The organism is Paracidovorax anthurii (genome assembly GCF_003269065.1).
In the GTDB taxonomy this organism is placed as follows: domain Bacteria; phylum Pseudomonadota; class Gammaproteobacteria; order Burkholderiales; family Burkholderiaceae_C; genus Paracidovorax; species Paracidovorax anthurii.
Genome location: NZ_QLTA01000010.1, coordinates 97,826 through 110,797, shown reverse-complemented (window position 1 = coordinate 110,797; position 12,972 = coordinate 97,826). Strand labels below are relative to the sequence as shown.

Annotated in this window: 12 protein-coding genes; 10 read left to right on the top strand and 2 right to left on the bottom strand. The window is 70.7% G+C overall.

Features of this window, described 5'->3' with window-relative positions; all coding sequences use genetic code 11:
• The first annotated feature begins 144 nt into the window (after positions 1-144).
• Both AX018_RS07405 and AX018_RS07400 read left to right on the top strand, forming a co-directional pair.
• Positions 145-1,212 carry a TRAP transporter substrate-binding protein gene (locus AX018_RS07405; protein WP_111876682.1) on the top strand — a complete coding sequence of 356 codons (1,068 nt, stop codon included), beginning with the start codon at positions 145-147 and terminating at the stop codon, positions 1,210-1,212.
• Entirely contained in the window at positions 1,212-3,872 is a 2,661-nt protein-coding gene (locus AX018_RS07400) for a bifunctional diguanylate cyclase/phosphodiesterase (RefSeq protein WP_111876662.1), read from the top strand. Before AX018_RS07405 ends, AX018_RS07400 begins: the two co-directional genes overlap by 1 nt.
• A gap of 224 nt (positions 3,873-4,096) precedes the next feature.
• Here AX018_RS07400 and AX018_RS25900 read toward each other — a convergent pair whose 3' ends face one another.
• Complete coding sequence (locus tag AX018_RS25900; protein WP_281269541.1) at positions 4,097-4,219, bottom strand: hypothetical protein; 123 nt, start codon at positions 4,217-4,219, stop codon at positions 4,097-4,099.
• 699 nt (positions 4,220-4,918) lie between these two features.
• Between AX018_RS25900 and AX018_RS07390 the strand changes: the two genes are divergently transcribed.
• Both AX018_RS07390 and AX018_RS07385 read left to right on the top strand, forming a co-directional pair.
• On the top strand, positions 4,919-5,110 hold the full coding sequence (locus AX018_RS07390) for a hypothetical protein (RefSeq protein WP_245951466.1): 192 nt from the start codon (positions 4,919-4,921) through the stop codon (positions 5,108-5,110).
• Positions 5,111-5,113: 3 nt separating this feature from the next.
• On the top strand, positions 5,114-5,401 hold the full coding sequence (locus tag AX018_RS07385) for a hypothetical protein (RefSeq protein WP_111876661.1): 288 nt from the start codon (positions 5,114-5,116) through the stop codon (positions 5,399-5,401).
• A gap of 20 nt (positions 5,402-5,421) precedes the next feature.
• Here the strand turns inward: AX018_RS07385 and AX018_RS07380 are convergent, their stop codons facing one another.
• Positions 5,422-6,324, bottom strand: a complete 903-nt coding sequence (locus AX018_RS07380; protein WP_111876660.1) for a DMT family transporter — start codon at positions 6,322-6,324, stop codon at positions 5,422-5,424.
• 118 nt (positions 6,325-6,442) lie between these two features.
• Between AX018_RS07380 and AX018_RS07375 the strand changes: the two genes are divergently transcribed.
• The 6 genes from AX018_RS07375 to AX018_RS07350 all read left to right on the top strand — a co-directional run bounded on the left by AX018_RS07375 (position 6,443) and on the right by AX018_RS07350 (position 12,961).
• A complete protein-coding gene (locus tag AX018_RS07375; protein WP_111876659.1) occupies positions 6,443-7,429 on the top strand; it encodes a quinone oxidoreductase family protein in 987 nt (328 codons plus the stop codon).
• Complete coding sequence (locus AX018_RS07370) at positions 7,426-8,247, top strand: NUDIX hydrolase (protein WP_111876658.1); 822 nt, start codon at positions 7,426-7,428, stop codon at positions 8,245-8,247. The genes AX018_RS07375 and AX018_RS07370 overlap by 4 nt, the downstream gene beginning before the upstream one ends.
• Positions 8,248-8,384: 137 nt before the next feature.
• Positions 8,385-9,851 carry a hypothetical protein gene (locus AX018_RS24675; RefSeq protein WP_146749250.1) on the top strand — a complete coding sequence of 489 codons (1,467 nt, stop codon included), beginning with the start codon at positions 8,385-8,387 and terminating at the stop codon, positions 9,849-9,851.
• Positions 9,852-10,256: 405 nt separating this feature from the next.
• Positions 10,257-11,045, top strand: coding sequence for an SDR family oxidoreductase (locus AX018_RS07360; RefSeq protein WP_111876656.1), 789 nt, complete (start codon positions 10,257-10,259; stop codon positions 11,043-11,045).
• An 82-nt stretch (positions 11,046-11,127) separates the two neighbouring features.
• Positions 11,128-12,375, top strand: coding sequence for a styrene monooxygenase/indole monooxygenase family protein (locus tag AX018_RS07355; RefSeq protein WP_111876655.1), 1,248 nt, complete (start codon positions 11,128-11,130; stop codon positions 12,373-12,375).
• Positions 12,376-12,388: 13 nt separating this feature from the next.
• Positions 12,389-12,961, top strand: a complete 573-nt coding sequence (locus tag AX018_RS07350) for a flavin reductase family protein (RefSeq protein WP_111876654.1) — start codon at positions 12,389-12,391, stop codon at positions 12,959-12,961.
• Positions 12,962-12,972: the final 11 nt, after the last annotated feature.

The window sequence follows — 12,972 nt, the reverse complement described above, 5'->3', positions numbered from 1 at the left end:
TGGCTGCGAAAGCCCGGAGGCCATACGTCACGCATGTCCACATACCGCCGATTCCTTCACTGTCCCGTGCGCCTGGCGTTCACCCGCCATCTTGCCGCGTGCCTGGCCGTGGCCTGGGCCCTGCTGCCGGCGGGGGCCGCCACGGTGCCGGAGCGGGCCACGCCCGGGCCCGGGGCTGCCGCCGCGGCGGACGCCGGCCGCGGCCCGCAGAAGGGCGCGAGCGTGCCCGCGGCGTCCTACCGCCTGCGGATCGTGGGCAATCTCGGCGGGCTCTCCCAATACTCCCAGCGCGAGGCGCCGTTCTGGACCCAGGAGCTGTCCCGGCTGAGCGGCGGGCGCTTCACGGCGTCCATCGTGCCCTTCGACCGCGCGGGCGTGCCCGGCATCGAGATGCTGCGCCTCGTCGAGCTCGGGGTGGTGCCGTTGGGCACGGTGCTCGTGAGTTCGCTCACGGCGCAGTACCCGCAGTACACGGCCCCGGATCTTCCGGGGCTCAATCCCACGCTGGCCGATCTGCGCGCCTCGGTGGAGGCGTTCCGCCCGTACCTGCAGGCCGCGCTGCGCGAGCGGCACCATTTCGAGCTGCTGGCGGTGTACGTGTATCCGGCGCAGGTACTGTTTTGCCAGAAGCCGCTCTCGGGCCTGGCCGATCTGGCGGGGCGCCGGGTGCGCGTGTCCTCGGCGGCCCAGGCGGACTTCATGGCCGCGCTGGGGGCGGTGCCCGTGTACACCGGCTTCGGGCAGATCGTCGCGAGCCTGCAGGCCGGCGATAGCGAATGCACGGTCACCGGCACCATGACGGGCAACACGCTCGGCCTGCACCGCCTGACGCGCTATCTCTACCCGCTGCCGATCACCTGGGGCCTGTCGTTCTTCGGCGCGAACGACGAGGCCTGGGGTGCCATGCCCGCCGACCTGCGCGCGCTGCTGCTGCGCGAGATGCCCCGGCTGGAGGAGGCCATCTGGCGCGATGCCGAGGCCGAGACGGCTGAGGGCGTGGCCTGCAACAGCGGCCAGCCCGCCTGCCAGCGCGGCGAGAAGGGGGCGATGGTGGTGGTGCCGGTGTCGGCGGCCGATGATGCGCGGCGCCAGCGGCTGCTGCGCGAGGCGGTGCTGCCCAACTGGCTGCGGCGCTGCAGCGATGGCTGCGCGGACGCCTGGAGCAAGACCATCGGACGGGCGCGGGGCATTCCCGTGCCGGGGCGTCCGTGATGCCGTCGGTATCGCAGCGGTTGCGCTGGGCCGTGGGTGCCGCGGTGGCGGTGTTCGTGCTGGCGCTGGGCAGCGCGGCCATGGGGCTCATCTGGAACGCGCGGCACGTGGCCCTGGTCGAGAGCGAGGCGCAGGTCGGGCGCTTCACGGCCGGCGCCGAGGCCGCGCTCAACCGCGCGCTGCTGGGGCTGGACGTGCTGCTCGCGAGCACCGACGACATGCTCGATCTCTGGCACGAGCGGGACCCGCAGCCCGATGCCGTCTTCATCGGCCAGTTGCTGCGCAGCGCCGCGCGGCAGAACATCCTCGTGCGCACCGTGGTGCTGATGGACGGGCAGCGCACGGTGGTGGCGTCCTCCGACGGCTTCGGCGCCCGCGTGCCGCTGGAGCTGCCCATGGGCTTTTTCGACGAGGTGCTGGCGCAGTCCGTGCCCACCCTCGCCGTGAGCGCGCCCACGGTGAGCTTCGCCAGCTCCGAGCGCGTGATCTACGTGGCGCGGCCGATCCGCTCCGAGGGCGGCGGGCGGCTCGTGGCGGTGCTGCAGGTGCCGGTGAGCATGATCGCCTCCGTGCTCACCCAGGGGGCCGACATCCCGGGGCTGGAGGTCACGCTCGAGCGCGGGCGCGGCGAGCTGCTCATCGGCTCGTCCAGCCGGGGCGAGGCGCGCGGCCGCGCACGCGTGCCCCCGTTCGGCGACGAGGCGGGGGCCACGAGCGCCTGGGGCCAGGCCGCGCGGCTGAGCGGGGTGCCGTCGCTGGTGATCGCGCGCCCCATCCTCTACCAGGGGCTGTGGATCTCGTCGAGCCTGCCCGAGGCCGCGGCCCTGGCCGGCTGGCGTGTCGAGCGCAACGCGATCCTGGCCGTGGCGGCGCTCTTCGCCGCGACCATCGTGGCCGCGGGCGCCTTCACCATGGCCTATCTTGGCCGCATGAACCGGGCGCGCAACGACATCGCGCGCTCCAAGTCCACGCTGGAGCAGGCGCTGGGCGCCATGGTCAGCGGCTTCGTGCTGCTGGACGCGCAGCACCGCGTGCTGCAGTGGAACCGGCGCTACGAGGAGATATTCCCGTGGCTCAAGGACGTGATGGGCGTGGGGCAGCCCTTCCGGGCCGTGCTGGAGGCCACGGTGCACGCCCACCTGCCCGAGGCCGACGAGGCACAGCGGCGCGAATGGGTCGAGCAGCGCCTGCTGCAGCAGCGCAACCCGCGCGGCACGCACGAGCAGATGCTGCCCAGCGGCCACTTCATCCAGGTCACCGAGCGCCCCACGCCCGAGGGCGGGCTCATGATCACCTACCACGACGTGACCGAGCTGCGCCGCGCCAGCGCCGAGATCGAGAGCCTGGCCTTCTACGATCTGCTCACCGGCCTGCCCAACCGCCGCCTGCTGCTGGACCGACTCCACCAGGCCCTGGCGACGGCGCAGCGCTCGCGGCAGTTCGGCGCGCTGCTGTTCCTCGACCTCGACCACTTCAAGACGCTCAACGACACCCAGGGCCACGAGGTGGGCGACATGCTGCTGCAGCAGGTGGCGGTGCGCCTCAAGGGCTGCGTGCGTGCGACCGACACCGTGGCCCGCCTCGGGGGCGACGAGTTCGTGGTGATGCTGAGCGACCTCTCCCACGACCGGCAGGAGGCCGCCTCGCTCGCGCGGCGCATCGGCGAGAAGATCCTGCATGCCCTGGCGCAGCCCTACCAGCTGCGCACGCAGGCGCACCACACCAGCTGCAGCATCGGCGCCACCGTCTTCGGGGACGCGGCGCAGACCGCGGCCGACCTGCTCAAGCAGGCCGACATCGCCATGTACCAGGTGAAGGCCCGGCGCGGCAATGCGCTGTGCTTCTTCGACCCGCAGATGCAGGTTGTCATCAGCCAGCGCGTGCAGCTCGAAACCGACCTGCAGGCCGCCATCGCGGCGCAGCAGTTCGTGCTGTATTACCAGCCGCAGTTCTCGCAGTCGGGTGCCGTGGTCGGCGCCGAGGGGCTGCTGCGCTGGCTGCACCCCGAGCGGGGCCTGCTCGCGCCCGGCCACTTCATCGCGGTGGCCGAGGAGAGCGAACTCATCATGCTCATCGGCCAATGGGTGCTGCGCACCGCCTGCGCCCAGCTCGCGGCCTGGAGCCGCGACCCGCGCCTGTCGCAGGTGCACATCGCCGTGAACGTGAGCGCGCGCCAGTTCCGCCATCCCGACTTCGTGGCCAGCGTCTTCGACGCGCTGCACCGCGCCGGCGTGCGCCCGCACCTGCTCGAACTGGAGCTGACGGAATCCCTGGTGCTGGACAACGTGGACGACTCCGTCGCCAAGATGCACCTGCTGCGCACCAAGGGCGTGCGCTTCTCGGTGGACGATTTCGGCACCGGGTACTCCTCGCTCGCCTACCTCACGCGGCTGCCGCTGCACCAGCTCAAGATCGACCAGTCCTTCGTGCGCAACCTCGGCACCCGGCCGACCGACGACGTCATCGTGCAGACCATCATCGGCATGGCCCGCAACCTGGAGCTGGAGGTGATCGCCGAGGGCGTGGAGACCGAGGCGCAGCGGCGCTTCCTGGAGCAGCACGGCTGCGACCTCTACCAGGGCTACCTGTTCGCCCGGCCCATGCCGGCGGATGAGCTGCAGGCGCGGTACGGAGCGACCCCCGGAACCCCGGTGGTCTGAAATGAAACAACAACCCCCTGTGGCGCTTCGCGCCTCGGTGCAGCCGCCAGAGGCGGCAGCTCTTCAGGGCCGTCCAAGCCTGCGCAGGCAGGCTTGGAGCCGCGGCCTTCAGCCCCTTCTCCTGCGGGAAGGGGGACACGCCTGTGGCCGAGCGAAGCTCGCTCCACGGCGTTTGCTGGCATGGCCTGCTCCGCGGCCATCGGACGAGGGACGCAGCGCCAGTTTCATGCGTTGCGGGTGGCGCGCGGCGCCATGAATTGCTGATACGCCTTGTTGCCATCGAAGAGGGAAAAGAGAGCGCATCCGTGGTGTGCCGCTGCCAGAATCTCTTTTGCAGAGGGTTCCATGTGGCGAAAATCTTTTGAAGCCAGTGCGTGGAAGGAAACACAAAAAGCGATGGAGAAACACCGCTATGGGCAGCACGGTTTGCAATGTCTCGAACGGTTCTCCGGGATGGGGCCTCATTGACCTCTTCGTCTGGAAGCTCGTTCCAGCCCGCTGGGGTGGCGGCCGGACTTACATCCAGAAGTTCAAAGATGCCTGGGTCAGGCACAACAAGCAGTTCATCCTCAACGAATCGAAGAAATACCAATTGCCCCCGGAGTTGCTGGCGGGCGTGTGCTGGATCGAGGTCGGAGGCGACCCCAGTTTCATCGACCGCGTGGCGTTCGAAATCAGATCGTTCGATTGGAGCGGGCCACCCTGGACCGACAAGCAGGCAATCACCAACCATCCCAACAAGACATCTTTTGGAGCCGTCAGCATTCAAGTTCGCGCTGCCGCGGAAACCATGGGACTCAACCCCGCCGAACTGACATCCAGTCAAGCGAGGGGGTTGGCCGCTTGTCTGGAAAAGGATGTGTTCAATATCGAAGTGGTGGCCCGGCATCTCAGTTTTCCACGGCGCTGCGCGCCACCCACATCGCATGAAACTGGCGCGGCCCAGGCGCGGGCAGCCGCGCAAGGGCCGCCCCGCCGCGCTGGCTGCGTCCCTCTTCCCACGCGCAGCGTGAGAGAAGGGGGAAGCCGCGAAGCGGCTCAGGGGGTTGTCGTCTCATTTCAGCCAACTGGCGGCCCACGACGGATTTTCGGCGCCCCTGGGGCAGGAGCAGGTTCGTGTCATCGGTGCCCGGTACAACCGGGGAACGGGGCTGACGCTGGACCAGATCAAGAAAAACACGAGTTATGGGAATTTCATCGTGAAGTTCTGGGACCGCTTCAGCCAGTTGATTCGGTGAGCCATGCACAGATACCTGCGTTTCTGCATCCACATGGCTTGTGTCGTCGGGTTGTTGGCGATGTTCCTGGTGTCGGGCGATAAATATGAGCTTCTGTATGAAATGGACCCGTCGATACCGCCGGACAGCATCGAGGGTGGGGCCGCTGGCGGCCGGATGGTGGCTGTCGCCATCTTCCTGGCCATCCTTCTCGTGCAGGCATTCGTGATGGCGAGGGCATCGCGCATGCGGCAGCGGGTATTCCCTGCCGCATTGATATTGGCGGGGGCACTGCTGCTGATTGCTGTTTGAGCGAAAGGGCCCTGAGCCGGTCAGCGTCCCCGCGATGAGGCGACGATGCCCGCCACAATGAGCAGGAACGCTGCACCGTGGTAGAGGTGCGGCATCTCGCCCAGCACCAGCGCCGAGAGCAGTGCGGCGAAAAGCGGCGTCAGGTTGATGAAAAAGCCCGCCACGGCCGGTCCCGCGCGCTGCACGCCCACGCCCCAGCAGCGGTCGGCGAACAGGGCGGGGCCCAGGGCGATGAAGGCCAGGGCGGCGGCCAGGGGCCAGCCCCAGGTGGCGTGGGCCTGGCCCAGCGCCCACTCGCCGCCCGCGAACAGCCCGGACCACCCGAGCCCGAACACCATCTGCGCCATCAGGAACGCCGCCCAGTCCGCGCGCACGCCCGCCGGCTCGGCGGTGCGTGCCAGCAGCCAGCTGTAGAAGGCCCAGGCGATGGTGGCCAGCACCATGTAGAGATCGCCCGGAACGAGCCGCAGCGCCAGCAGCTGCGCCCACTCGCCGCGGCTCAGCACCACGAGCACGCCCGCGACGGAGAGCAGCGCGCCGGCCACCTGCGCGCGCGTCACGCGCACCCCGAAGCAGAGGGTGCCCACGGCCAGCATCCACACCGGCAGGCTCGAGCCCACGAGCGTGACGTTGAGCGGCGTGGAGGTCTGCAGCGCCATGTACTGCAGCGCGTTGTAGCAGCCGATGCCCAGCAGCCCCAGCAGCGCGTAGCGGCGCCAGTGCGGCCACAGCGGGCTGCCGGGGCGCAGCACGCCGTGGGCCAGCGGCAGCAGCACCAGGAAGGCGAGCGCCCAGCGGATGAAGTTGAGCGCGATGGGGGAGATGAGCGTGTGCACGAGGCGGCCCGTGACCGCGTTGCCGGCCCACAGCACCGGCGCGGCCACCAGCAGCGCCACGGTGCCGGGCGAGAGTCTTTGTGTCATGGGGCCGGACTGTAGCCGCCTGCACGGCGAGCGGAACCGTGGCACGATGCAGGCCGGCCGCCGCGCGCGGCCCTTTCCATTTTTCCACCGTCCGCTCTTTGACCGCAGGAGACGCCGCATGAGCCTCGCCGTCCAGATCCGCCAGCACGGCGGCCCCGAAGAACTGCACCTTGCCGAGGTGTCCGTGGGCGAGCCCGGGCCGGGCGAGATCCGCATCCGCCACCATGCCGTGGGCCTGAACTTCATCGACGTCTACCACCGCACGGGCCTCTACCCGCTGCCCCTGCCCGCCACCCTCGGCATGGAGGGCGCGGGCATCGTCGAGGCCGTGGGCGAGGGCGTCACCCACCTCGCGCCGGGCGACCGCGCGGCCTATGCGAGCCAGCCGCCCGGCAGCTACGCCGAGGTGCGCGTGATGCCCGCGAAATGCGTGTGCCGCCTGCCCGACGCCATCGACTTCGAGACCGGCGCGGCCATGATGCTCAAGGGCCTGACGGCGCAGTACCTGCTCAAGAAGACGCTGCCGGCCGGGGGGCTGCAGCCGGGCGATTTCGTGCTCTTCCATGCGGCCGCGGGCGGCGTGGGCCTCATCGCCTGCCAGTGGGCGAAGGCGCTGGGCCTGCAGCTCATCGGCACGGCCGGCAGCGACGAGAAATGCCGGCTCGCGCTCGCCAACGGCGCGGCGCATGCCATCAACTACCGCACCGAGGACTTCGCCGCGCGCGTGAAGGACATCACCGGCGGCCAGGGCGTGAAGGTGGTCTATGACTCCGTGGGCAAGGACACCTGGGAGAAGTCGCTCGACTGCCTGCGCCCCTTCGGCCTCATGGCCACCTTCGGCAACGCCTCGGGCCCGGCGCCGGCGTTCGCGCCCGGCCTGCTGGGCGCCAAGGGCTCGCTCTACGTCACGCGCCAGACGCTCTTCACCCACATCGCCACGCGCGAGGCCACGCAGGCCATGGCGGACGACCTGTTCGCCGTGGTGCAGAGCGGCGACGTGGCGATCCACATCGCGCAGCGCTACGCCCTGCGCGACGTGCAGCAGGCGCACCGCGATCTGGAGGCGCGCAAGACCACGGGCTCCACCATCCTCACCCTGGCATGAGCCCGGGCAGCGTCCCCGCCTGGGTGCCCGGCGCGCGCGCCCTGGCCCGCCGGCCCCCGGCCGCGCCGCGCCTGCCCTTCGCCGTGGCCGGGCAGGCCGTGGGCACCGTGGCGGAGGGGGTTCTGGATGAAATCGCCTCCATGTCGCCGGATTTGCTACGTTTCTTGCTATCAAAAGAGGAGTTTGACGGCGGGCCGCGCTGGCATCTGGCCTGCGATGCCGCCGATGCCACCCGGGCCCTGGCGGCGCTGGCCGATGCCCTGCGCCGGGCGGGCCGCTGCGGCCCCTGGCGTGACGAGGCCCTGGCGGTGTGCAACGCGGCCGGCGAGCGCATCGCGGTGGTGGAGCGCGGCGCCGTGCGTGCGCTGGGCATCGCCACCCGGGCCGTGCACCTGGTCGCCAGCGCCCCCGACGGCCGTATGTGGGTGCAGCAGCGCGCCTTCACCAAGCCCAGCCATCCGGGCCGCTGGGACACGCTGATGGGCGGCATGGTCAGCGCCGACGACACGCTGGAGACCGCCCTGGCCCGCGAGACCTGGGAGGAGGCCGGGCTGCGCGTCGATGCCCTGCACGCCCTGGCCCACGGCGGCCACGTGGACTTCGCCCGCCCCAGCGACGAGGGCGAGGGCGCGGGCTACATGGTCGAGCGCATCGACTGGTTCCACGCCACCGTGCCCCAGGGCATGGAGCCGGTGAACCAGGACGGCGAGGTGGAGCGGTTCGAGCTGCTGCAGCCCGCCGAGGTGCATGCGCGGCTCGCGCGCGGGGTGTTCACGCCGGAGGCGGCGCTGGTGCTGGCGGGGTTCTACGGCTGGTGAGGTCGGGGGCCGGGCACGGTGCCGGCCGGCGGCATGGGTTCGGGCGGCTGTGCGGTGCTTCGGTATCGGCTCCGCCGTGCGCAGGGGGGGCGGGTAGATTGGACTTCCACCATTCGCACATTTCTGCAGGCGGTCCCATGTTCGGTATCAATCACATCAAACGCGCGTTTGCCGGCAGTTCATCGACGACGCAAGGCACGACCAGCGCACCCTCGTCCCCGGCGCGCGGCTCCAGCCATCGGCCCACGCACGCGCAAGGCATGCCGCCAGCGCGGCAGGCAGGCGCAGGGGAGGCTGCAGGGCAGGTGGGGCCACCGAGGGCAGACCTCCGCGCGGCGAACATCAGCACCCGCCCGCCGCTGCCCTGGAACGTGGCGTCGAAACTCTACGATCCCGGCGTGATCGCAGCGGAGCGCTTGAGGGTGAATCACCAGATCATTGATCAGGCGCCGCTCGACGGTAATGCCGTCGTGATAGACCGCGCGGAGATCGAAGCTACGCTTCGGAGGAACATGGCGGAGCGTGCGAATGACAACAACGTGCCGCGCGATGAAGTCGATCGGCGGCTGAACAGCAGCCCCGAACTCCAGGCAGAGTTCAGCCGCCTCTCACAGATGGTTGAACATCAAGGCAGGGGATTCCCATACCGCCGTGCCGAGCTGGTGCACATCGCCTCCACCAATCTCGCATTCCGCGCGCAGTCCGAAGCGCAGGGGGCCCCGCAAAGAGCCCGGGCCGGGCGCACCCCTGTCCCGGGCAGCCCATCGCACCCTCCGCGCGCTGAAGGCAGGACATCTGCACCCCATTCCCCCGCGCGCGGCTCCAGCCATCGGCCCGTGAATGCACACGGCATGTCGGCGCCCCGGAATGCAGAGGACCGCAGGGCGGAAGGGCGCGCGAGTCCCCCGAGGGCCGACATCGGCGCGAATCAGCGCGGTCGGGCAAGGCTGGACTGGTCGATCGCCAGGCAGCTCTATGATCCGCTGGTTCTCATCGCGGAAGGCCGGGCGGCAATGACCGCAATGCATTCGCCGGGGAACAGCGCTGGCGTGAGGATGGATGCCGAGGAAACGGACCGCCAGATCGGAGACCGGCTCAGGGCGCAAGCCAATGCACACGCCTACTCCCGCCAGGAAGTCAGGCAGCGACTGGAAGCCAATCCGGACTTGAAAGCCGAGTACGAAGCGGTCGTGCAAAAATCGATGCGTATCGGGGCTGGCGGTCCCATCATGTTCGATGCCTTCGAGATGTTGCATATCGCCACCGCGAATCTCGCGGCCCGCGCGGAGGCTCGAGACACGTCGCCACCGCGCAGGGATTACGCCCCGCACGCCCCTGCGCGACCGCGCCCCTCTGCTCCCCCGCTTGGCGGCGAAGGCAGGGCTCCGCACGGGGTGGGCAACCCGCCCGGGCTGCCCAGCGCACCGGGCCGCCGGCCCACGCTCCAAAGGAGCGGGCAGATCGGAGGCGCGCGGCAGGCCCCGGAGAACGCGGCCGCGGCGCCGCAAAGGCCGCGGGAGCCCGCACGGGCGCCTGTGGAGGACCCGGATTTCTTCAACAGCATGGTCATGGGGCCGATACTCGGACCGAACACCGGGCGTTGAGCCCTCTGCGCGCCGTCCTGGCCATCGCCGGGCACGGCATCGCGCTTTTGTGCCCTGGGCGGGGTGGCATGCATCACCGCCGGGGTGTTGCCGCCGGGCCGACCCATCACGGCCCGAGAATTCGGTACGGGCCTGCCCGGTCCGTCGATCGAGCAGGCGCTTTGCCGATCGCGGTGCACCCGGCCTACGCGGCTCATGCGGCCCGGGGTGTGCCTGAGCCCCCTGAGGCATGCCACTCCCTGCCGATACCCGCACGCGCCGGATAGCCGGTGCGTGGGCCGGATAGGGCGATCCGGGGCCTTCCCCGCACCATGGAGTCCAAGCAGCCCGGTGCTGCGAAACAACCGGAATGCGCCGCGCGCCGCGCGGCCCGCCGGTCGGGCTCACATGCAAGGGGACACCTCCATGAAAGATCTGCAAGGCAAGGTCGCCATCGTCACCGGCGGCGCCACGCTCATCGGCGCGGCCGTGGTGCGCGCGCTGCGCGGCTACGGCATGCGCGTCGCGCTGTTCGACATCGACGCCGAAGGCGGCGCCCGCGTGGCGGCCGAGGACGCGCAGGCCACCCGCTTCTGTCCGGTGGACATCACCGACGACGCGCAGCTCGCGCGCGGCGTGGCCGACGTGGCCGGGCAGTTCGGGCGCATCGACGGCCTGGTCAACCTGGCCGCCACCTACCTGGACGACGGCGCCGCCTCGGACCGCGCCGACTGGCTGCGCGCGCTCGACGTCAACCTCGTGAGCGCCGTGATGGCCGCGCGCGCCGTGCGGCCGCACCTGGCGGCGGCGGGCGGCGGCGCCATCGTCAACTTCACCAGCATCTCATCGAAGGTCGCGCAGACCGGGCGCTGGCTCTACCCCGTCTCCAAGGCCGCGCTGGTGCAGCTCACGCGCGGCATGGCCATGGACTTCGCGGGCGACCGCATCCGCGTGAACTCGGTCTCGCCGGGCTGGACCTGGTCGCGCGTGATGGACGAGCTCACGGGCGGCGACCGCGCCAAGACCGACCGCGTGGCGGCCGACTACCACCTGCTGCAGCGCGTGGGTGATCCGCAGGAGGTGGCCGACGTGGTGGCCTTCCTGCTCTCGGGCCACGCCTCGTTCGTGACCGGGGCCGACTACGCGGTGGACGGCGGCTACTCGGCCATGGGGCCGGAGCAGGCCCGCCCGGCGATCCCGCGCCTGGCCGAGTGAGGCCCGGCGGCCCGCGCCAGCCCGATCCCTTCCCCGTTTTCCTTTTCTTTCCTTTTCTCTCTTTTCCTTCAAGGAGACTGCTATGCGTCGAATCGCGATCGTGGGCGGGGGCCAGGCCGGCCTGCCGCTGGCTTTCGGGCTGCTGGACAAGGGCTACGAGGTCACCGTGGTGACCAACCGCACGCCCGACGACATCCGTGGCGGCAAGGTCATGTCCAGCCAGTGCATGTTCGACCCGGCGCTGGAGGTCGAGCGCGCGCTCGGCATCAACGACTGGGAGGCCGCATGCCCGCCCGTGGAGGGCATCGGCTTCGCCGTGCCGCACCCGGAGCAGGCGGGCGCGAAGGTGATCGACTGGAGCGCGCGACTGGACCGGCCCGCGCAGTCGGTGGACCAGCGCGTGAAGATGCCGGCGTGGCTGGAGCAGGTGGAGGCGCGCGGCGGCCGCCTGCTGATCCAGGATGCGGGCATCGCCGAGCTGGAGGCGCTGGCCGACACGCACGACCTCGTGATCCTGGCGGGCGGCAAGGGCGAGGTGGTGCGCCTCTTCGAGCGCGATGCCGCGCGTTCGCCCTTCGACAAGCCGCAGCGCGCGCTGGCGCTGACCTATGTGCACGGGCTGGCGCCCACGCCCGAATACTCGCGCGTGTCGTTCAACCTGATCCCGGGCGTGGGCGAGTATTTCGTGTTCCCCGCGCTCACCCTGAGCGGCCCGTGCGACATCATGGTGTTCGAGGGCATTCCGGGCGGCCCGCTGGACTGCTGGCGCGACGTGAAGACGCCCCAGGAGCACCTGGCCGCCAGCAAGCGTTTCCTGGAGCAGTACCTGCCCTGGGAGGCCGAGCGCGCGCGCCATGCCGAGCTGACCGACGAGCGGGGCATCCTGGCCGGCGCTTTCGCGCCCGTCGTGCGCAAGCCCGTGCTCACGCTGCCCTCGGGCCGCCCGGTGTTCGGCCTGGGCGACGCGGTCGCCACCAACGACCCGATCACCGGCCAGGGCTCCAACAATGCCACCAAGGCCGCGAAGGTGTACCTCGACGCCATCCTGGCGCACGGCGAGCAGCCCTACACGCGCGAGTGGATGGAGCAGACCTTCGAGCGCTTCTGGGACTATGCCCGGTGGGTGGTGCAGTGGACCAACTCGCTGCTCACGCCGCCGCCGCCGCACGTGCTCAAGCTGCTGGGCACGGCCGCCGCGCTGCCCACGCTGGCCTCCACCATCGCCAACGGCTTCAACCACCCGCCCGGCTACTTCCCGTGGTGGGCCGATGCCGAAGAGGCCGAGCGCCTGATCGCGCGCCACCAGCCGCCCGTGGCGGTGGCCGCCTGAGGAGGAGAGCGCCATGTCCGCCTCTGCCTGTCTCGCACCTGCCCCCGCACCCGCCGCCGACGTCCGCCCCGACTGGGGCAGCGTGGACCTTCAGCCGCGCACCCTGCGCAACCTGCTGGGGGCCTATCCCACCGGCGTGGCCATCGTCACCACGCGTGCGCCCGACGGGCGGCCCGTGGGCCTGACCATCAACTCCTTCGCCTCGCTCTCGCTCGATCCGCCGCTGGTGCTCTGGAGCCTGGTCAACCACTCGCCCAGCCTGGCCGTGTTCCGCGACTGCGCGCACTTCGCCATCCACGTGCTGCCGCGCGAGCACGAGGCGCTGGCGCGGCGCTTCGCCAACCCCGCCGTGCCCGACAAGTTCGCCGAGGTGGCGATGGAGGACGTGCCCGAGGGCGTGCCCGTGCTCGCCGGCGCGGTGACCACGCTGGTGTGCGCCAACGACAGCGGCCACAGCCGCCATGCCGGCGACCACCTGCTGCTGGTGGGGCGCGTGGTGCGCACCGCCAGCGCGCCCGGCGTGCCGCTGGTGTTCCATGCCGGCCGCTTCACGTCGCTGGACGGCGCGCCGCAACCGGGCGCTTGAGCCCGCCTGCC